At 52.7% G+C, this 22,142-nt stretch carries 15 protein-coding genes; 11 read left to right on the top strand and 4 right to left on the bottom strand.

What is annotated here, in order from left to right; translation table 11 throughout:
- Positions 1-53: 53 nt before the first annotated feature.
- The 9 genes from ACX1DY_RS08750 to ACX1DY_RS08710 all read left to right on the top strand — a co-directional run bounded on the left by ACX1DY_RS08750 (position 54) and on the right by ACX1DY_RS08710 (position 14,010).
- Complete coding sequence (locus ACX1DY_RS08750; RefSeq protein ID WP_458963789.1) at positions 54-515, top strand: 2-thiouracil desulfurase family protein; 462 nt, start codon at positions 54-56, stop codon at positions 513-515.
- A 269-nt stretch (positions 516-784) separates the two neighbouring features.
- Positions 785-1,936: a cysteine desulfurase family protein gene (locus tag ACX1DY_RS08745; RefSeq protein WP_458963788.1), complete on the top strand. Its 1,152-nt coding sequence runs from the start codon at positions 785-787 to the stop codon at positions 1,934-1,936.
- 96 nt (positions 1,937-2,032) lie between these two features.
- Positions 2,033-2,554 (top strand): PRC-barrel domain-containing protein, encoded by a 522-nt coding sequence (locus ACX1DY_RS08740; protein WP_458963787.1) that lies wholly within the window; start codon positions 2,033-2,035, stop codon positions 2,552-2,554.
- Positions 2,555-2,568: 14 nt separating this feature from the next.
- A complete protein-coding gene (locus ACX1DY_RS08735; protein WP_019909142.1) occupies positions 2,569-2,778 on the top strand; it encodes a hypothetical protein in 210 nt (69 codons plus the stop codon).
- 233 nt (positions 2,779-3,011) lie between these two features.
- Positions 3,012-7,562, top strand: a complete 4,551-nt coding sequence (locus ACX1DY_RS08730) for a carbohydrate binding domain-containing protein (RefSeq protein ID WP_458963786.1) — start codon at positions 3,012-3,014, stop codon at positions 7,560-7,562.
- 133 nt (positions 7,563-7,695) lie between these two features.
- Positions 7,696-9,102, top strand: a complete 1,407-nt coding sequence (locus ACX1DY_RS08725) for a sugar ABC transporter substrate-binding protein (protein ID WP_458963785.1) — start codon at positions 7,696-7,698, stop codon at positions 9,100-9,102.
- Between the two features lie 74 nt (positions 9,103-9,176).
- Positions 9,177-10,157, top strand: a complete 981-nt coding sequence (locus ACX1DY_RS08720; RefSeq protein ID WP_458963784.1) for a carbohydrate ABC transporter permease — start codon at positions 9,177-9,179, stop codon at positions 10,155-10,157.
- Entirely contained in the window at positions 10,154-11,011 is an 858-nt protein-coding gene (locus ACX1DY_RS08715) for a carbohydrate ABC transporter permease (RefSeq protein ID WP_458963783.1), read from the top strand. The genes ACX1DY_RS08720 and ACX1DY_RS08715 overlap by 4 nt, the downstream gene beginning before the upstream one ends.
- Positions 11,012-11,046: 35 nt before the next feature.
- A complete protein-coding gene (locus ACX1DY_RS08710) occupies positions 11,047-14,010 on the top strand; it encodes a GH36-type glycosyl hydrolase domain-containing protein (RefSeq protein WP_458963928.1) in 2,964 nt (987 codons plus the stop codon).
- Between the two features lie 10 nt (positions 14,011-14,020).
- Here ACX1DY_RS08710 and ACX1DY_RS08705 read toward each other — a convergent pair whose 3' ends face one another.
- Positions 14,021-15,628, bottom strand: a complete 1,608-nt coding sequence (locus ACX1DY_RS08705) for a response regulator (RefSeq protein ID WP_458963782.1) — start codon at positions 15,626-15,628, stop codon at positions 14,021-14,023.
- Entirely contained in the window at positions 15,606-17,351 is a 1,746-nt protein-coding gene (locus ACX1DY_RS08700; RefSeq protein ID WP_458963781.1) for a sensor histidine kinase, read from the bottom strand. Before ACX1DY_RS08700 ends, ACX1DY_RS08705 begins: the two co-directional genes overlap by 23 nt.
- Positions 17,352-17,467: 116 nt before the next feature.
- Here ACX1DY_RS08700 and ACX1DY_RS08695 point away from each other — a divergent pair, with 116 nt between their 5' ends.
- A complete protein-coding gene (locus tag ACX1DY_RS08695; protein ID WP_458963780.1) occupies positions 17,468-19,048 on the top strand; it encodes an extracellular solute-binding protein in 1,581 nt (526 codons plus the stop codon).
- A gap of 66 nt (positions 19,049-19,114) precedes the next feature.
- Here the strand turns inward: ACX1DY_RS08695 and bglS (ACX1DY_RS08690) are convergent, their stop codons facing one another.
- Both bglS (ACX1DY_RS08690) and bglS (ACX1DY_RS08685) read right to left on the bottom strand, forming a co-directional pair.
- Positions 19,115-19,822, bottom strand: a complete 708-nt coding sequence (bglS, locus tag ACX1DY_RS08690) for a beta-glucanase (protein ID WP_458963927.1) — start codon at positions 19,820-19,822, stop codon at positions 19,115-19,117.
- 215 nt (positions 19,823-20,037) lie between these two features.
- A complete protein-coding gene (gene bglS, locus ACX1DY_RS08685) occupies positions 20,038-20,760 on the bottom strand; it encodes a beta-glucanase (protein WP_458963779.1) in 723 nt (240 codons plus the stop codon).
- Between the two features lie 198 nt (positions 20,761-20,958).
- On the opposite strand from bglS (ACX1DY_RS08685), the gene ACX1DY_RS08680 reads away from it, so the two are divergent.
- The gene (locus ACX1DY_RS08680; RefSeq protein ID WP_458963778.1) at positions 20,959-22,026 is read left to right on the top strand and encodes an AI-2E family transporter; all 1,068 of its coding nucleotides are present in this window, start codon (positions 20,959-20,961) and stop codon (positions 22,024-22,026) included.
- Positions 22,027-22,142: the final 116 nt, after the last annotated feature.

Genomic DNA, 22,142 nt, shown 5'->3' with positions numbered 1-22,142 from the left:
TATAATATCAATTATAAATGAAGAAACGGGTTATAGCGAAGGAGGGATTCCCGGTGATTATTGTAAGCTCCTGCCTGGCAGGCATGAAAGTAAGATATAACGGCACGGCTTGTCTGGATGAGACCATTCAAAAGCTGCTGGACAGCAATCAGGCGGTTGCGGTATGCCCCGAGCTGCTGGGCGGTTTCTCCACCCCAAGAGAACCGGCAGAAATTATTGGCGGGGACGGTGCGGCTGTGCTTGAAGGGACCGCGAAAGTGGTGGACCGTCTGGGGACGGATGTAACTGAAATGTATATAAAGGGAGCTTATGAAACGCTGGAAAAAGCACGCCAATATGCGGCAACGACTGTAGTCCTCAAGGAAAACAGCCCTTCCTGCGGCAGCTCCATGATCTATAACGGGGAATTTTCCGGACAGAAAATTCCCGGCGAGGGCGTAACGGCTGCGCTGCTTCGTCTAAATGGAATCGAGGTCATTTCTGAAGAGCAGCTTTCCGCGCGATTAGCCCTTTAATTTATGCAAAATCAGGTGAGCTGTTCATGTTGTTCAGCCCCCAGGCAAAAGGTGGAGGGAATCCCCCCCATAGCCTGCTGTCCCTATCCGAAAGCCCACGTTACTATATCGGGGAGGAAGCTGAGCGCAAGCTGAATATATCTGCTACTTGCGCCTTGGAAATGTTACAATATTGTGTTTATTGACAGGTGGTAAAAGAACACATTCAGCAGTATAATCGAGTAGTCCTGTATGGAAATTCTGAATATGGAGAAGCGGAGAACATCGTCATGAAACCGATCTACTTGGACCATGCCGCCTCAACCCCGGTTCATCCGGAGGTGGCTAAGGTTATGTACAATATGCTGCTAGAGCAATATGGCAACGCGTCCAGTGTGCACACATACGGACGTTCCGCCAAAAGAATAATCAATGGCGCGCGCGACACCATCGCGGGCTTTTTAGGCTGTGCGCCTGAGGAGTGGGTGTTCACAAGCGGTGGTACGGAGAGCGATAATCTGGCGCTGTTCGGCGCGGCCGCCGCATCCGCCCACAAAGGCAAACATATCATTACCACGGCTGTTGAGCACCATGCGGTGCTGCATACCTGTGAAGAGCTGGAGAAGATGGGCTTCACGGTAACCTATCTTCCGGTGGATTCTACGGGGCGAGTGAATGCCGCCGATGTGGAAGCTGCCTTGCAGGAGGATACGGTGCTGATCAGCGTGATGTTCGCGAATAACGAAGTAGGAACTGTGGAACCTATAGAAGAGATTGGCAGATTGGCTACTGAGCGGGGCATTTTGTTCCATGTCGATGCAGTACAGGTTCTGGGCATGCTGCCGATCACACTCCGTGAGCTCCCGGTGGACTATATGAGCTTTACCGCCCACAAGATCAATGGGCCGCAGGGGATCGGCGGTCTGTACGTCCGGCGCGGCGCGCCGCTGTCTCCAAGGCAGCACGGCGGAGTGCAGGAGCGCGGCAGAAGGGCAGGCACCGAGAGTCTTGCCGGCGCTGCTGGTTTTGCCAAGGCGGTGGAGCTTGCGGTGAAAGAACTGCAGCAGCGCCGGGATAAGGTGCTAAAGCTGCGGGAAACACTGCTGCAGGAGCTGGACCGCCGGATCGGGCGGGAGGGCTATGTTATCAACGGGGATGAGCAGCATTTTTTGCCGGGGATTCTGAATCTCAGCTTTCCTGGAGCCTCAACCGATGTGCTGCTGATGAATCTTGATATGGAAGGAATCGCCGCCGCCAGCGGTTCAGCCTGCACCTCAGGTTCTCTGGAGGTTTCGCATGTGCTGGAGGCGATGAAGCTGCCGGGCGAACTTTTGAACTCGGCGATTCGCTTTAGCACGGGATTGGGTAATACTAATGAAGAAATGGAGTATGTGGCCCAAAAAGTTGAAACCATTCTGAAACGGCTGCGTAAAAAAGACTAGGCGTTACTACTACCTTGTATCCGTTTCAACGAGAGAGAGTTCTTTTGGCTCCGAGGGAACTCGTAAGCACACTCAAGGTGAAGGGAAATAGCAGCCATGAAACTTCAAGATATGATTGGCCTCGCTGTATATGAGGTTGAAGAAGGTAATGAAATTGGCAAAATCGCCGATATTGTACTGGATTCAAACTGGCATGTTACGGGTATTGAACTGGAAAGTAAAGCATTTTTTTCTAGTCACGTGAAAGTTGTGGCATGGGATGACATTGCCGCTTATGGCGAGGATGCTGTCATGATCCACAGTAAAGAGTCGATTATGAAGACCGACACTGACCATATACCCTATACTTTTCTTCTGGGAAAGAACAAACTGAAGGATCTGCAGGTGCTGACTACATCCGGAACAATTCTGGGACGAGTATCCGATGTTTATTTTGACCAGAAGTTGGGAAACACAATAGTAGCGCTGGAAATCAGTGACGGGCTTGTAACTGATTTGATCGAGGGCCGCAAATGGCTGCCTTGTTCTGAAGGAATGTCCATTGGGGAGAATTCGGTACTGGTTCCCGCGATGAGCGAAGAACGGCTTCAAAAAGCCATTAATATTGTTAACGGATAGGTGGAATGTATTATATGAAGTGTCCAAACTGTGGCTCCAAGGATATCGGCAAGATCGGTTCCCACCAGTTCTATTGCTGGGGCTGTTTTATCGAACTGACAGTCAACGGTGAGAAAATGTCGGTCTATCAGGTTGAAGAAGACGGCACACTCAGCTCGCTTGACGATTTGTTCTCCGGGGAAGAGATTGCCCAGGATTTCCCTCAGATTCATGCATCCTCTTGATCCTTTGATCGGTTCATGCTCCACAAGAGTTAGATAGATTCCCCGCGCCCAATCCTCGGGCGGCTGTTGCAGCCGCCCCGAGGATTGGGCTTTTTGCTTTTGGGCGAAAGTTGCATCTTTGTTATACACGCTAAGGAATTGGTATGTTACCTGCAGCGGACGGACTCTATACTGAAATCGACCGGAGACAACGCCGGGATTCGACATGATTCTACATAGGGGGGAATGTTTAGATGTACCGCAGAGGAATATCCAAGCTTCTGGTTGCAGCTCTGCTGCTGTCAGGGCTTCAGCTTCCGGGAAACACGGGACTGGCAAGAGCAGCGGGGCCGGAGGGACTTCCCGGATCAGCCGCAAGCGCAAGCAGCGCTGGCACAGCCGGAACGGTAAAGTTTGCCGATATGAATCAGCATTGGGCCGGGGCGTCAGCGGACAGGCTGGCAGCGGCAGGAATTTTGCAAGGAGACGGGCAGGGTGGATTCGGACCGGGACGAGCGGTCTCCCGTGCGGAGATGGCGGTCATACTGGGCCGGGTATTCCGTTATACCAACCCAGGTACTGCTTCTTTCAGTGATGTAAGCGCTTCTTCCTGGTACGGAAAAGATGTTGAGGGGGTCCGAGCAGCGGGCATTATCGAAGGCTACGCAGATGGCCGATTTCAGCCGGGAGCTTCAGTTCAGCGGCAGGAAGCGATAACGATGCTAGCCCGGGCTTTCGGGCTTGGCACTGCCTCCCAGACCGCACTGAACGGGCAAACAGACGCCACGGTGGTCAGCGGCTATGCCCGGGAAGCAGTGAGCGCGATGCTTGACGCTGGCTATATCCGCGGCGATTCTGCAGGAAAACTGAATCCGCAGGCTACGATGACCCGGGCCGAGCTAGCGGCACTGCTCGGCCGGATGATCGGGTGGATCAGTCCGGCGGAAGGAACTTATACGATTGGGGATGTGTCCGGGAACGTTATTGTCAACCGGGCGAATGTGCGAATCGAAGGCGGATCGCTCAACGGAAATCTTTATGTGACTCCCGGAACGGGAGGGGGAGAAATATCGTTCACCGGAATCCAGGTGAAGGGTAAGACCCGTATCTCCGGGGGGAGCGGGAATTCCGTGATTTTCCACAAAGCCTCCTTGGGGCAGGCCATCGTAGACGCCTCCAAGGCGCCTGTACGGTTCGTCCTGGGGGATGGAAGCGCAGCGGCCCGGATTGAATTGACCCAACCGGCCAAAGTAGAGATTGGGGCTGGCTCAAAAGTGGATGCACTGATTGTCGGCGCCGCTGCTGCCGGATCACAGATCGTGAACCAGGGGCAAATTGGCTTGCTTGAGACAAAGGCAGACAATGTGCTGCTCAACGGTACAGTGCTCAAAACCGGAGAGACGCTTAAGGACTTGTCCGGCAGTGCTTCCTCACCGCAGGCCAGTGCTACGGCTAGCACTGCGGCGAGCGGCGGAACTGGGGGTGGAGCGACACCGACATCGGCGCCAGTGACACCAACGCCGACTCCGGTAGCGACGGCCAGCGCAACGCCAACCCCGAGTGCCACAGCGACACCAACTCCGCCATCAGAGGACAACCAATGGGAAATGGTCTGGAATGATGAATTCGACGGCCAATCCATTGACAAGACCAAATGGAATATTCAAGATACAGGGACTGTATACAACAACGAACTGGAATATTACCATCCGGACAACGCCTCACTGGAGAAGGAGAGCGGGAAGAGCGTCCTGGCACTGGAAGCGAAGAAGGAAGCTTACGGCGGCAAAGAGTATACCTCTGCCAAGCTGACCTCCAAGATGAAGGGCGACTGGACTTATGGGAAATTCACGGTCCGCGCCAAGCTGCCGATTCAACAGGGAATGTGGCCGGCCATCTGGATGATGCCAACCGATGATGAGAAGCAGTACGGACCTTGGCCGGGAAGCGGCGAGATGGACATCATGGAATTGACGGGACCAGTGGCAGGTGATCCGGAGAAGGCTGATCTGTATCCGAGAACCGTTCATGGTTCGATTCATTACGACATTCCGCATGCGTCCCAGTCCAAGACCTACGTTCTGCCGAAGGGCCAGACGTTCGCTGACGATTATCATGACTTCACGCTTGAATGGCTGCCGGGACTGATCCGGTATTACGTGGACGATAAAATGTATTTCGAAACGAGCGATTGGGGAACCAAGGCTGCCGGCCAGCCGGATTACTATACGTACCCTGCGCCATTTGACCGTCCGTTCTATATGATTCTCAATCTGGCGGTTGGCGGCGATTGGCCGGGAGATCCGGCGGCAGACTTCCATTCGGATAAAATGTATGTCGATTATGTCCGGGTCTACAAGTACAAGAAGCTGGATCAGTGGCCGGACGTAACGGGACATCGTCCAACGAAGCCTGAGCTCTCTGATCCGCAGCGTCCTGCGCTTCCGGACGGGAACCAGATTTATAACGGTGACTTCTCCGGTGCTGCAGCAGCTAATGGAATTCCTAAATATTGGGAACTGATCGAGAATGCGGGCGGTACGGCTACAGCTTCCGTCATTGATGATAAGGATAAGGGCAAGGCGGTGAAGGTTGCTGTCAAAGATGCGGGAACCAAAAATTATTCCATTCAGCTAACCCAGATGCCGCTTATGCTGGAGAAAGGTAAAGCCTATAAGGTAACATTCGATGCCAAAGCGGATGCGGCCCGTCCGCTGATGAGTAAGCTTACCGAATTCGGCGGCGGATGGACGGCGTATTCCAAGGAACGGAATTTCCAGCTAACCCCGGACTGGCAATCGTTCGAATACACCTTTAACATGGATCAGGCTACCGACAACAATGTCCGGTTCGAGTTCAATCTGGGTCTGAACGACATTGCAGCATATTTCGCAAACGTCCGGGTTGTGGAGACGGAGCCTCTGCCGGTGGTTCGCACCCCGCTTGCCGACGGAAACCTGATTTACAATGGAGGGTTCGATCAGGGAGAAGGGCGGCTGGGCTATTGGACATTTGCGGTTAAGCCGAACTCGGGGGCAGTGGCCGAAGCCAAGGTAACCAACATACTGGAGCTGCCGCTTATGAAGCGGGAGTTCGCGTCCGAAGTCCAGACTACCGGCGTGTCGCCGGAGGATGTGACGCTCACCCAGACAGGCATACCTATGTCTGCAGGAGGGACCTATCAGCTGGCATTCGATGCCAGATCGGATGAGGCGCAGCCAATCGGTATCAATCTTAACACCGGAGGGGGAGACACTCTCTATCCTGACGGAACAACATTTACTCTGACACCGCAGTGGAAGAGCTATACAGCGGAAATAGCACTGACCGGCGCGTCCGGCTCTGAAGGTGATCTGTCGTTTCTACTTGGCCAGTCTGCCGGAAAGACCGAGATCGACAACGTGCGTCTGGTCCGTAAGGCCGATCCGCCAGCATTAAGCGGCGGTTACCTGCATCTCCGTGGCGATCAGTATTGGAGCGCATCGGGAATCAGCCTGACCCCGAGCGGCGAGGGCGGTAAGGATGTCACTGATATCGACAAGGGCGATTACGCGGAGTATAAAGTGGTTCTTCCTCAGGCGGCAAGCATTGTTCCGGTGGCCCGGGTGTCCAGTGTACGGGCGGATTCCGAACTGGAACTGTCCGTCCTTGATGCAGGCAAGCGCAGTGTGGTGACGGCAGCCGTCTACAGCACTGCAATTGGGGATACAGGAGGACTTCAATCCTATCGCGCAGTCATCGGGGCACCGCTTGAATTGCCCGCTGGAACCTATTATTTCCGTCTCGGCGGCAGCGGCTATAATCTGGCCTGGCTGGATCTTTCCCGCGAGCTGGTGCTGAACGGAAGCATCAAGAATGATTCAACCGAAGGCTGGACGCTATTCAAGAAGGACTGGGTAGACAGTGATCCGGTGAAGAATACTGCAATGACTGCTAAGAATGGAGCGTTGCAGGTTGCCCTTGGCGGCAGCGGCGACGAGGACTGGAATGTACAGGTTAAGCAAGGCGCAATTCCGGTGGAGAAAGGCAAGAAGTACCTGCTTCGCTTTGATGCGGAAGCTTCTATAGCCCGGTTGATTCGGGTACTGGTTCAGCATGACGGTTCTTCGGACAACAACTGGACCGCATATACGAACCAGACAGCGAGCCTGAGCGAAGCCGGCGGACACTTCGAATACTATTTCACCGCTTCGGAGAGCGATGCCGCCGCCCTGCTTCAGTTCAGTCTCGGCAAGGTATCGGAGGCCCTTGGAGCACATACTGTCACGCTGAGCAACATTTCCCTCCTTCAGGTAAATCCGGTGATCGCCGGAGAAGCGTATGGAGAGAATCTGATCCCGAACGGAGATTTCTCAGCTCCGCTCCAGGGCTGGAGCTCCTATTCATCCGACAGCGGTGAATTGTCTATTGACAATGTGAATGGGGCGCTGCGGATGCAGGTCGGTTCCACAGGAACGAACAGCTGGGACCGGCAGGTGTATTACGAGGGAGTAGCCTACAACGAGGGCAATCATTATACGCTCACTTTTAAAGCCAAGGCAGGAGCACCACGCAAAATGAACATTAGCATCGGCTGGCTGGATGTCGGGAACAATTACACCTGGCACGGATATGCGAACAAAATCGTTGATCTTGGTACAGATTATGCCGAGTATACCCTGGAATTCGACGTTACCGGAGGAAGCACATCCATCGGCCGTATTTCTTTCGAACTGGGGAATATTGCGGATGGAGGCACAGGTCATCTTGCGGTAGATGTCGATGATATTATGTTGACGAATAACGGAACGGTATCTGCACCTTGAGACAAGCTTTATAATTTGTTATCTAGGCTTGGGATTTGGTATTTAGACCGGCACCAATCGCTTTTATAATCAAGACATGGAGGACGGGCAACCGTTCTCCGAGATCTTCATAAGATAATGGGGGAGATTTATTGTGAAAAAGACAGCAGTTTCAATTAGTGCGCTGCTCATGGCATTTTCATTAGTCGTCAGCGGTTGTGGAGGCAATAACAATTCATCAAATTCTGCTAACAACGGAGGAAAGAAGGAAGGATCCAGCGCGACTACGGCTCCTGCAGCTTCTGAAGCTCCAAGCACGGAACCGGTTACACTGAATGCCTGGGTAATGCCGAACAGCCCGAAACCTGATGCGGATTTCCTGAAGACCCTTGATCCCTACCTGAAGGAGCATCCAAATGTCAAAGTCAAGGTAACGGTGCTTGACTGGGGTTCTGCCTGGACTAAGATCACAACGGCAGCTACAAGCGGCGAAGGCCCGGATTTGCTTCAGTTGGGAAGCACCTGGGTACCGGCAATTGCCAGCATGGGCGGTATTGACAAGGTGACTGACAAAGTTGCCGATGTGGGCGGCGCGGAAGCCTTCCTGCCAGCTATCTGGAAAACAACCTCCATCGCGGGCGAGAGCGAAGTATATGGAGTACCGTGGTTCGTGGATGCGCGTGCGATTTACTACCGGACCGATGTATTTAAGCAAGCCGGGGTAAATCCTGAAACAGCATTCAAGGATTGGGATTCCTTCAAAAACGCGCTGAAAGCGGTCAACGGACAAACAGTTGACGGCAAGAAGATCGCAGCACTGGGACTTCCGGGCAAGAACGACTGGAACGTAGTGCATAATATTTTCCCATGGATCTGGGCTGCAGGCGGCGACGTTCTCGCCCAAGATAACAAAGATGTAATTTTCAACAATGAAAAAGGTCTTGAAGGCGTTATGTACTACACAGGACTCGCGCATGAAGGTCTTGTTGATAAAGCCTCGCTCGAAAAGAACTCGTCGCAGATCGAGGGTGACTTCGGCGATGGCAAGTCGGCAGTGATTATCACTGGACCGTGGCTCGCCAAAAACTTTGCTACACCAAAAGCAAACGGCGGTATGGATGACAAGAAGGCAGCGAAAAACTTCGCTGTGGCTCCACTTCCAGCTGGTCCTGGCGGACAAGCCACCTTTGTTGGCGGCAGTGAGCTGACAGTGTTCAGCGGCTCCAAAAACAAAGAAGCCACATGGGATGTTATTAAATACCTGACCTCGGATGAAGCGGAGAAGGCTTATGCAGGTGTATCCGGCCAGCTCCCGGCCAGAGTGTCTCTTCTGAATTCGCCGGATCTTGATGCTAATATGAAAGCATTCTCGGAAGCAACAAAATACGGAAGAACTTACCCGTCCATTCCGCAATGGGGACCTACAGAAACAGCGCTGCAAAAGCACTTTGCCAACGTGTGGGACATCGTTGCTGGTGTGAAGGGTACGTATAGCAAAGATAGCATCAAGCAAGAGCTGGATTCCGCCGCGGCTGATGTTAAAGCAATTATTAATCAATAACTACTAGAATTTTGGGAGGCCGCCGCGCGATAGGGTACGGCGGTTTCTTCCATTAACAAAGTGAGGGATAGCAGATGGGACTCCATACTGAAAAAAATCTTTCCGCGAAAGCCTCTTCCAGCAAGCGTGGTCTGTGGCGCAAGCGGGTCAGAGAGAACAAGTTCGCTTACATGCTGATGGTGCCGACCATTATCTTCATGATGTTAGTACACTTGCTTCCGATGCTTCAGGGCATCTGGATGTCATTTTTGAAGCTCAACCAATTTACACTGGTCAAATATTTGAAGGCGCCTTTTGTTGGGCTGGATAATTATACTGGCCTGCTGTTCAACGCCGATAATCCGGTTCGTTCGGGTTTGAATTTCGCAATTCGCAACACCGCAATTTATGCAGTTATTGTAACTATTGGTGTAATGTTCATGGGGCTGATGATGGCCATGCTGCTGAACCGTGATTTTCCCGGCCGCGGCATTGCCCGTACAGCCATGCTCCTTCCGTGGGTCATCCCGTCTTATGTTGTCGGTGTGCTCTGGGGCTTCATGTGGCAGCAAAATGGTATTATCAACTATTTTCTGGTCGATGTCCTGCATCTCTTCCATGACAAGCCTTTCTGGCTGCTTGGACCCAATACCATCTGGGCGATCATTATCCCAACCATCTGGCGCGGCTGGCCGTTCCTAATGGTCATTTTCCTGGCTGGATTGCAGACCATTCCTGAAGATATCTATGAGGCGGCAACGATTGACGGGGCTAGTAAGTTCCGCCAGTTTTGGAATATGACATTGCCATTACTCAAACCGGTTATTGCGGTACAACTTTTATTCCAAATTATTAACAATGTATACTCCTACAATATCGTTTCCACGATGTTCGGTAATGGTGCCGGATACCCGGGAGAGTGGGGAGACCTGCTGATGACGGCCTTGACCCGCCAATCCTTTGGCTACTGGGCGTTTGGTTCCGGTTCTGCAGCTTCAATGATGCTGATGTTCGTAATGCTTATGGTTGTCGGTGTTTGGTACCGAGCCTTTAGATCGGAGTTGAATGCCCAATGAGTACACACCGAAAACGTTCTGTCACTTCATTTCTGCTGACTTCACTGACTTGGTTCATTGTTGTAGTGACGATATTCCCGATTCTGTGGATGATTTTTACCTCTCTGCACTCGAATGATCAAATTTTGAACGGCATTACTACCTTCAGTTTGCCGAAGCCGCAGTGGGTCAATTACATCAACATGTGGGATACAGTTAATTTTGCTATTTATTTCCGTAACAGCTTGCTGATTTGCGGTGCGACAACTGTGCTTGCCGGTACCTTTGCCGTGCTTGCCGGATATGCGCTGGCCCGGTTTGATTTTCCCGGATCGAAGCTGTTCAGTATGAGTATTATATCCACTCAGCTTATTCCAGGAATTATGTTCCTGTTCCCGATTTATCTGATGTTCCTGTGGATCAAGAATACATTCGGGTTGCCGATGATCAACACATACTGGGGAATGATTCTCGTCTACACGGCGTTCTATACCCCGATCAGTATCTGGATTATGCGCGGTTTCTTTGTCTCCATCCCGAGAGATCTGGAGGAGTCGGCTACGATCGACGGCTGTTCGAAATTCCAGGCTTTCTACAAAATCATTCTGCCGCTGTCTCTGCCCGGCATTATTGCGACTGGCATCTTCATCTTCCTTACGGCTTGGGATGAGCTTCTCTTCGCCTGGGTACTTACAACCAGTTCGGATGTACAGACGATTCCGGTTGGTATCCGCCTGTTTGTCGGCCAGTACAACACCCGTTATGACCTGCTGATGGCGGCGTCCACTGTTGTAACCGTGCCGGTTATGGTGATATTCTTCATGACGCAGAAATACTTTATTAGTGGTATGACCGCGGGAGCCGTTAAGGGCTGATCCGCGGTCTGCCTGGAAAGGTGGAAGCAACATTGATGTTGAAATTTGCTACTGCAAGAGGAACGACGGCATCGGCCGAAGATATCCTGCGACAAGCGTTTGCTGACCGGATTGGAACCGGTACACATATTAGCGCCCTTTTTACCGATTCGGAACGCCAAGGGGCTATCGGAATAGCAGGATTGCCGTTTAGGCTGCCTGCCATTCAGGAGCTGTTGAAGCAGCCAGCCTTGGCTGCGCTGCTGCCGGCTGAAGCCGGAGCCTCCGCTCTGTTCGTTGTAAGCGGAGAAGGCACTGAGCTGTCCTTGTATATCCGGCATGCCGGAAGCCAGGAGGTGGGCGCCCAAATCCCGGAGGCCACTGCAAGGGAGGCGCTGGCGCAGCTGCAAGCTGCAACGGGCTGGGCAGGTTCGCTTAATGCCGAGGGAGAGCATGTAATCGACCTGCGTTCACCTGTGCCGGGTCCGCATTTCGCAGTCAATCTGCTGCTGGGCAACCGTCTTGAGTTCCCTCATCCGCTTCAGACCACGCCGAAGAGCGTTGTTGACCGGTTCGGCGGCGGCAGCTTCCGCTCGCACGCGGCAACTCAGGTGCTGGCGACCCGCTGGGATATGCGTCAGGAAGAGAACGGCTTCCCGGCGAACCGGCAGTTTTATCTGTTTGAAGACGGACAGCAGATCTTCTATTCCGCAGACCCTGGAGATGAAGGAATTGAATCAGCCGTCTGCAGGCATTCGCAGAATACAACCGTTATAAGCTACCGCACCCGCTGCGGTCTGGAAATCACCCGCACGATCTTTATTCTGCCGCACTCCGAGGGAATGCCTCTGGCTACCGAAATGCAGCGGATAGAAATTGCGAACCACGGAGAAGGTGACCGCCATCTTCGGATAGTCTACACCGGAATGTTCGGTTCTGCCGCTCCGGGCGCACTGTTCGAGGATGTACTGTACAGCAATGTCATCATGCAGGGCGGTGTGCTTCAGGATTCTACGGGAGCCGTGGCGGCTATCAGTCCCGATTATTATCCGGAAGGCGGCAAGCACGATCTGCGCTTCCACACGATGATCGTTCATGGAGAGGGCGGAGCGGTGCTGCCGCGCGAATACTGTGTCAGCTACAATGAATTTGTTGGTACAGGCTCGCTGCACCGTCCGTCCGGGGCGCTCAAACTGAGCAGTATTCTGCACCGCAAGGGACCAGGTTTCTTCGCTGTAGCCGGTGAGGTTCAGATCCCCGCAGGAAGTGCGGCAACGGTTGATCAATTGACCGGACTGGTCTCCGACAAGAGCGGTGCAACCTGGAACGACACGGTGCTGGCGGAAGAGGTGGGGGCGCTGGTCGCCCGTTTCTCTGACCGCAGCGCGGCAGCTTCTGCGCTGGCTGAATCGTCCGGCTTCGTGTGCGAGTATGGCAAGTTCCTGCAGGTAGCCTCCGGTGACGGGAATTTCGATGTGTTTGTCAACCGCAACCTGCCGTTTCAGGTGCTCTACCAGACGTTTGTCTCCCGTTCCTTTTGCCAGACACAGAAGGGCTACAGAGAAATTGGTTTCCGCGAAATCCAGGATTTGTACGCCTCAATGTATTATTTCGTTGGTATGGGAAGAAGCGGTCTGGTGAAGAGCCTGCTGAAGGAATGGACCGGTATGGTGTTCGAGCTGGGTTATGCTTATCACAATTTCTTCTGGGTTGGCAAGGAGCCGGGTAAATGGTCCGATGATGCGTTATGGCTTGTTCAAGCCGTCTATCGTTATGTAATGCTCACTGGCGATATCGAATTCCTGGACGAATCCTGCCCGGTGGCGGGACAAGAAACCAGCCGTCCGGTCTTCGAGACATTGAAGGCGATTATTGTATACTCCGGGAAGATTTCAGTCGGCCGCCACGGTCTTCCATTGCTGGATTTCGCAGACTGGAACGACTGCCTGAAGCTGGATGATACGTATCTGAACGGCCCGGCTAAGGAAGAACGTTACCGGAAGCAGCTACAAGCAGGCGGAGTCTTCGGCGATCCGCTGGACAGCGATTATTCCGAGAGCGTCATGAATGCATTTCTGCTCAAGGTAGCGGTGGATGAGTTGTCCGTACTGGCTGCCCGGAAGGGAGAGCAGGAATATGCCGCGGAGTTGGACCGCTTCGGAGCTGAGCTGCGGGGACGGATTCAATATCATGCCTGGAAGGACAATTTCTTCGCACGCGTGCTGTTCAACCGCTATGAGAATGGCGAGTACACCTATTTGGGGGCCGCGGCGGATGGTCTGTCTTCAGATCCGGCCTCGGATGGTTCTTACTTCCTGAACTCCTTCAGTTGGAGCATCTTGTCCGGCTGTGCGGACGAAGATCAGATCGCTGTGATGCTGGACACTATGAAGTCGCATCTCATGACTCCTTTCGGGCTGAAGCTAGTCTCGCCTGTTGCATTGGGACGGGTGTCCACCCACACAGCTTCGGACGAATACTTTCCGGGTGACCGGGAGAACGGCGGTGTGTTCAAGCATGCCTGCATGATGGCCGCTGCAGCCATGTTCAAGGGAGCCAAGGAAGTGTCAGATGCGAAGCTTGCTGCTGAGCTTGGCCGCTTCGGCTACTGGCTGCTGGACCGGATCATGCCGTTTAAGACTATGGAAGATCCGTTCGCAATCTGCGGGAATCCACGATTCTGCACCCAATATAACAACAGCGAGACCGGTGAGAACATTGGTCCGATGCTCAGCGGCACCTCGACCTGGCTCACCCTCTCGCTGATGGAAGCGCTGGGCATTGAATATACAGCGCAAGGCATTGCGCTCAATCCGATCCTGCGGGAAGAGCAAACGGAGCTTTCCTACACCCTGAAGCTCGGCGGCTCATCGTATTGTATCCAGATCATTAAGCCGGAGGGCTTCTGCCGGATGCGGGGCGGTGTTGCCAGTCTGATTCTGGATGGCCGGGAGCTTGAGGATGGGCTTGTACCGGCTATTGATGACGGTCTCGTCCATGAGGTGGAACTGCGATTCTAGGTTAAGGCTGTTACAATGACCGATCGCGGAACTCCTGCGGGGTCATGCCGGCGTATTCCTTGAACAGCTTAATAAAATAATGGGCGTTGGAGTAGCCCAGCTCAGCGGACACTTCATAAATTTTCAGCGGCGTATGGATTAGCAGATACGCCGCTTTTTCCATCTTTACCTGGCTGATATAGTCGCTGATTCGCTTACCTGTCTCCAGCTTGTACATTTTAGATAAATAAACCGGGTGCATCTGGACATGATCGGCGATGGCCTGGAGGGAGACATAGTGCAGATTGCTGTTGATATATTCATGAACGCTCCGGATCAGGACGGTTCGGCTATCCCGGCGTTCCGATTCAAAATGCTCTCTTAGTAGAACGACTACCTCAAGCGCCCATTCCCGCAGCTTGTCCGGTGTCTCGAAGGGAGCCTGCTCCAAGAGCGAATTGCCGACAATCTCGCTCAGCATTGTGTTGTTCTTGTGAGCGAAATAATAGAATGCCGTCTCCAGATGCAGACGTGCTTCGTGGATATGCTCCAGCGAGTGGTCCGGATTTCGGACCAGCTCCGTAACGATGGCATTCAGCTTGTCTTCAATACCCTGCCAGTTGCTCGCTTCGAACATATGGAAGAGCAGCGGAGGCTCATAGAGCGGCTGGAGAATCTCCACAGGCTGGGAGCTGCTGTTATCTGTTACGTCCAGAAAGATGCCCGTTTCGCTGCCGATATGCTGGCGGATAGCCGAGATGGCGGATTGATAGAGAGGGTAGACCTGGTCGGGGAAGTCCCCCCAGCCTGTAGTTACAACGGAGAGTCCGCCTCCAATCAGCGTGCTGACATTATTCTGCAATTGATAGGCCGCCTGGGCGACATCATCTGCCGGATTGCCGCCAGATTCAATGTCATCCCTGGGCTGCAGCAGAAATACGAGATAATCATGCACATCCTTGCAGGACCATATGCGGAAGAGATCCTGGAACAGCTCCTGTGCGATATTGATGATCGCATATTCGAACAGCAGCATGCTGCGCATGTCCTGGCGCCGGAAGAACTCCTCCGGTCTGACAACAGCAAGGCATACCGGCTGGTCGGTCCGCAGCGGCAGATCGAACTGGGCCAGCCGTTCTTGCAGCTGCGGCCCGGACAACTTCCGCCCCTGGAGCAGCTCACCGAGCAAGCGGTCCCGCAGGAGGGGAAGATGCTCGCGGAAGGTCTGCATGGTCCGCTGATAGGAGGACCATGTCTCCCACTCTTTGCGCAGCTCTTCCTGGAGCTTAACGATGACGGCGATCAACTGGTCATTTGCAATCGGCTTTAGGAGGTAGGCGCTGGCTTGCTCTTCTATCGCCTTGCGGGCGTATTCAAACTCGGCATAACCGGTCAGCATAACAACCCGGATATGCTTCCAGCGGCTGCGGATGGACGCGATCAGCTCAATGCCCGAGATTTCCGGCATATTGATGTCAGTGACTACAATGTCTATAGGATAGCGCTGAAGCAGCTCCAGCGCCTCGTACCCGGAGTAGGCTTTATGAACCTGTTCGAACCCCATTTCCGCCCAAGGAATCGAGATGGATAGATCATCGACGACGTAAGGCTCGTCGTCAACCAGTAGAATTTGATGCATTGTTTTCCTCTTTCTTCTCCATACGGAGAGTGATTTTTAGACCGCCGTCAGGCGAAGGGGCGATCAAAAGGCCGGAAGAATCGTCATAATGAGACTTAAGACGCTGCTGGATATTCCATAGCCCGCAGCCTCCGTCCTCACGCGTCGATTCGGATATTCTGGCATGCAGTGAGGCAATCGCTTCAGGGGTCATGCCGGCTCCGTTATCCTCAACGGTGACGGTGACCGCCTCATTCGTCTGGCTGGCGGTGATCCGGATGAAGCCCTGGCCGATTTTTTTCTCAATGCCATGGATAATGCTGTTCTCAACTAAGGGTTGAATCAGCAGCCGGGGAATTTGCAGACCCAGCAAGTCATCGGCAATATCCATCTCGTAGCGGATACGCTGTTTCCTCAAATTCTGAATCTCCAGGTAATTCTCCAGCAGCTTCAGCTCATCCTGAAGCGTTGTGAGGGAATGGTCGACTTTGGTGATATAGCGGTAATACTCGCCAAGATTAAGTGCCATCGCTTCTACCGAAGCCGTGTCGCCGACAACGGCCTTACTCTTGATAAAGAACAGGCAATTGTAGAGAAAGTGCGGATTGATCTGTGATTGAAGCTGCTTCAAGTGAGCGTCCTTGGCCCGTAGCTGTTCCAGATAGACCTGCTCGATCAGCGATTGAATCTTTTCCGCCATCTCGTTGAACTCTTCGTTCAGCATCGTGAACTCAGGATTGGTCTTGGTATGAATACGGGTAGACCAGCGTCCTTCCTTCATTCTGTTGAGGGAACGCAGCAAGAGGCTTACCGGACGCTGCACTTGGCGGTAGAGCTGCAGCGAGAACAGCAGGCTCATGGCCAAAAGTATGGCCGAGCCGGTCAGGAAGGTATAACGGCTGCTTCGAATCGGCTGAAGTATCTGCTTCAGCGGCGAATAATGCACAACCTGCCAATTAATGGCCGAGGATGGGACGGAGCTGACGAGAAAGCTGCCTTCCTTGAGGCTGAAGATTTCTGAGCTCCCCTGATTTGTCGAAGGAGCCAGGGTTGCAACGATCTGCTTCGCCATTTCCCGGTCGGTATTTCGTGAAAGAATCACTCCGTTTGACGGATGGAACAGGAAGGTGTCTCCCTTGTTTTGCGACTGGTACGTATCGAACATCCGTTCAATATTCGATACCGGGAAATACATCGACATCAGCAGTCCCGCCGAGCGGGGATCATGCTTTCTCTCAAGAGGGTCCGACAGCAGCAGGCGGAAGCCCGCTTCAGCGCTGCCCTTTTCCTCCGAAATATACTCCCAGCCGGAAGGCAAAGGCTTGTCCAGTACGGAGGAATCAAAGGAAAGAGAGGAATCTGAGCCCAGGGTCTCGCCGCTGTGCGGCTTGTACAGGACGATCCGGTTCTCCCACGTGCTGGAGCTGGTCTGAAGGGAAAGCTTCTCCAGCACGGTCATGATGGTCTGGGCGGGATCAATGAGATGGCCGAGTTGCCGGATCTGCTCATAGTCGCGGATGGTGGGATCTCTCTGAAGGGCATACATGCTGCCTGCTAATTGGTTGATATTGTTGTCCATCTGCTGGGTCAGGAATTCAAGATGATTCAAATCGGTCGTTTTGATCTGACTCGTAATGACCCCGATATCCTTGCGGTAGGATAATCCATAGAATAAGAGCGTGACTGAAATAAGGGATAGAAGAATCGCAACCATTTTTATAAATAGGTTCGGGCGCCAGGTCATAAGATCATCCTTTTCAAAGACTTCGCTGTACTAAAAGAAGTGTATCACACGATGCTGAAGGAGATATGATACAATTTGTTCGACTCCCCAGAACATTACGAAAAGCAGGTGGTTCCATGAAAATTCGATTATCGCTGATCGTGCTGCTCTTGACGTTGTCGGGCTGCGCGTTTCACAGCTCAGGTGAAAGTCTCCCGGCAGCCTCCATGGAGAGCACTGCGCCACATTTCGATATCAAGGCAGGAAAGTATAATCCTCCTGTAGATCTGTATACGGTAGGCTCTGTGAACCCAAATCTGACCTTCAAAAAAGGCGAGAGCCTTGAAAATAATGTGCATACAGCCTGGGCCGAGAAACGGCTTGGCATCCGCATCCGTTATCTTTGGACCATCTCCGGTACCTCCGAGAACTATGCCAACAAGCTGAGGCTTGAACTGGCCAAAGGCAATATGCCCGATGTCGTAACAACACGGGATACCGTTATCATCCAGGAACTGATCGACTCCGGGCAATTCATGGAGGTCGGCGGGTTATTTGAAAAATATGCTTCCAAAGTGTGGAAGGAGGCTGTGGCCGAGGACCCTTCGGCATGGGACTCCTTTGTGCGGGATGGGCATAAGTATGCAATTCCGATCATGGATTACGATTATAACTCTGATCCGCTGCTCTGGATTCGCCAGGATTGGCTGGACAAGCTGCATCTGGCCGTGCCGCGGACTCTGGATGAACTGGAAAAGGTCATGGATGCCTTTGCCAACCGGGACCCGGACGGCAATGGTCTTAAGGACACATTCGGCCTTTCGGTTGGTTTCCGCAACGGACCCAATACCTGGATGGGAGACAGCAGTTGGATTTTTGGCGCGTTCGGTACGGTTCCTGAGCAATGGAACCGCCGAAGCGACGGAACACTTGAATACGGGTCTGTGCAGCCAGACGCCCGGAAGGCTGTCGCGCTCATGAAGCATTGGGTGCAGCAAGGATACTTGTCCACCGACAGTGCGTGGCTTGATGAAGAGGGTGCCGCCAATCTGTTCGTCTCCGGCAAGGCCGGCATCATTGCAGGTCCGTACTGGATGCGCGGCTGGCCCTTGTCAATCCTGACCGACGCAAACCCGCGGGCGCGCGTCAAGGCCGTTGCCATACCTTACGGCCCTGACGGCATCGCCATGAGAAGAGGGACCTTGCCTGTCAACGGCGCTATTCTGATCAACAAGAAAATGAAGCATCCTGAAATCTTTTTTACTTATCAGAACTATTTGTTTGATTATTACGCTACCTCGACCGGCGAATTCGCCAATGGCCTTGCAGAGGGGTATGATTGGACGATGGTCGGCAGCAAGCCGACCATTGAGCCTTCTGTTTTGCCGCTGGGCGGCATCCGGGTCGCTTCCTACACGCTAACCTTCGATGGAGCGAGAATTCCCTCCAAGGTCGTCAAGGAAATTCCGAAGGATATTACCCCCGTGCTGCTCGGCCAGAAGGAGGCTTCCCGCAAGGATCAGTTCACGGGACCGCCAACTGCGACGATGAAGAGCGACGGCGAGCTGCTGAAGAAGCTGGAACAAAAAAGCTTTCAAAAAATCATCTTCGCGGACAGCGGCATCGGGGAATTTGACAAATTCGTCGACAAATGGAAAGCCTACGGGGGGTTAACTGAAACCTCGGAGGTCAATGCCTGGGACCGCAGCCGCCGATGAGTGCCGCAGGGACAAGAAACCGCCTTGATCAAGGCGGTTTCTTGTCGAAAGTAGCGCCGGAGCTTCTTACTTGCCCGACGATTGATCCGGAGTATAGCGGAACTGGTCATAGTAAGCGTGAAGCGGGACTTTGCCGTCAAACGGCTCCAGCCAGGAATCCACGCCTATCCCGTTCCAGAGATTCATCATAATGCGGACTGGAGTGGAGGGAATGTTCTCGGTGGCCGTGTGAACGGGTCGGCCGTCGATGTACCAGGTAATAGAATCCTTCTTCCAGTCGAAGCCGTACCAGTGAAATTCCTGTGAGGCGTCAAAGTCGAGGTCAATCACCTGTTCGTGCTTTCCTACGCCGTCAGTGAAGTAATTAAACTGCACCTGCCGCGTATTCTTGCCCAAAAATTCAATGTCAATCTCATCCCAAGGCTCCCCTTCCGAGGGACCGGTGTAAGTGAAAAAGGAAGAGACCACACCGGGATTGGCCGCTGGCTTCATCTTAATTTCATATTTGCCATAGCCGTACTTCTCCAGCGAACGGTATTCTGCACCGTCGAACTCGCCGGGAGACGGACTAGTAAGTGACAGGGTCATGAGATCGTCACCTGCGAATGAAATGTTGTTCTCCCGCCAGGTGCAGTTGAACATGTCTCCGTTGGAATAGCCATCTGTTTTCTTCCATAATTTTGTGTTGAACTCTGAGAAATTGTCCTTTACGACTCCAGCCTCGGACTTGGATACTGAAGCGAAGGCCCATATGCCCCATACTGCGGCCGACAGAGCCGCTACCGCTGCGGACACTTTGATTAACCTGCTGCGATTCAATGCTGTTCCTCCTGTGATATTGTCTTGCTATTATCGTACTGAATGCCGGCTTAGGCCGCCATACCAATGTGTCAATCCGAATAACAAATTCTGAAGATACGGGATTGCTTATAGAAAAAAGGACCCCGGAAGGCACCATCTGTGCAGCCGCCGGGGTCTGACTTTAGCTTTTAGTTGCTTGTATATTTCAACCAATCATAATAAGCGTACAGCGGATTGGCTCCGTTATATGAACCGAGCCAGGAGTCTACACCGGTTCCGTTCCAGAGATTCATCATGATTTTCCCGGGCTGGGATGGTATATTGCTGGTTGCCGTATGCTTCAAGCCGCCATCCACATACCATTTAATGTAGCCTGACTGCCAGTCGAAGGCATACGTATGATATCCTTGGGAAGCGTCAAATCCAAGATCCACGATCTTCTCATGGCCGCCAACGCCGTTCGTGTAATAATTGAACTGGACCTTGGTGGTATCTTTACCCAGAAACTCGATATCTATTTCATCCCAGGGGGTCCCGTCGGAAGGTCCGGTATAGGTGAAAAAGGAGGAGACGATTCCGCTGTTCTTGGCCGGCATCATGCTGACCTCATATTTCCCATAGCCATATTTGTTTGTAGACCGATACTCTGCACCGTCAAACTTATTGTAGCTGGAGCTGGTCAGTGCAAGGCGAAGCTGCCCGCCGCCTGTAAACGAAATATTGTTTGCGCGCCAGGTGCAGTTAAACATACCTCCATTGGAATAGCCGTCGGCTTTTTGCCAGGTTGCGGAATTGAAGTAGGTTAGCGGCTCATAAAAAACGGTGGCTGCCGAAACAGACGGAGCTCCCGCCAGCAATCCGGCAAGCAGCAAAGTTAGACCTGCACCGCAAAATTTTTTCAACCTTTTCATATAAAAGCATCCCTCCTCGAAATGAAAGCGTTTTACATTATGATTTTATTCAACTCCGATTCCGTCCACCATACCAACTTCTGAACCGGGATAACAAAAAACCAATTTTTTGTTCGGAAAAAGGTTATTTCGCCTTTCTCCCACACATACTGATATTGCATGGCTTGTTCGGGGCTGCATTTAATCGGGAGGGATAACATGGAGCAATGGTCCCAAAGTAAATGGTTCCGCTGGATGATCGGAGTGCTGCTCGCCCTGATCATTTTATATTTCGTATGGCTGCTTCGCCCGATGCTGCAGGGGATCTTCGTGTTTCTGAAGGAGATTCTTGCGCCGTTTCTGGCAGCCATGATCATCTCATATGTTCTGAACCCTGTAGTCAGTATGCTGGCCGGCCGCAAAATGCCGCGCAGCGTTGCGGTGCTCCTGATCTATGCCGTATTCCTGACTTCGATTGCGGTGATTGCCATCAACCTCATTCCCATGTTCATCGAACAGCTTGAGGAACTGAATGAGCATTTGCCAGAAATGACACTGCATGCGCAGGGCCTTATGAGGAATATGAATTCAAGGCTGATCCCGCCCGGTGTGGAGCTTGGCATGAACAACTGGTTTTATCAGATGGAAAATCGTTTGGCCGAAGGCATTTCCCACTTTCTCGATAATATCGGATCGACGATAGGCGTATTGTTCAACGCATTCATCGTGCCTTTTCTTGTGTTCTATATTCTTAAGGATTTCGATGTGTTCGAACGGGCGATTGTCTCCTGTCTGCCCCGCTCACGGCGCAAGTCAATGGTTAAGCTGTTAAAAGATATTGATGATGCGCTCGGCAACTATATACGCGGACAGTTCCTCGTCTGTGTCATCATCGGTGTGCTGGCCTATATCGGCTATGCGATTATCGGCATGCCCTATGCTCTGCTGTTCGCCTGTGTGGTAGCCGTGTTCAACATCGTTCCTTATATGGGCCCGTTCCTGGGTGCGGCGCCGGCAATCGTGATGGCTTCAACGCTTTCGCTGCGTCTTGTGCTGCTGGTAGCAGTGGTGAACACCCTTTGCCAAATGCTGGAGAGCAATGTCATTTCGCCTCAGGTGGTGGGCCGTACGCTGCATCTGCATCCGCTGATGATTATTTTCGCGCTGCTGGTGGGCGGAGAATTGGCCGGGATGATCGGGCTGATCCTGGCTGTGCCTGTTTTTGCGGCCGGAAAAGTCGTGATCCAGCATTTCATCACCTATTATATCCGGCGTAAGCCGGTGTAACAGCAGGGCATCTCTTACGGATTTTTTTAAACCCTTGCCTTCAAAATTTCAGGAATAAATAACTGAGGTGGAATTTCTCCATTTCATTCCGCTGGGTAACCTCCCCCCGGATGGTT

The organism is Paenibacillus sp. BAC0078 (assembly GCF_054483875.1).
Note: the sequence above shows the minus strand (reverse complement) of the source record. Positions and strands in the feature narration are given on the sequence as shown.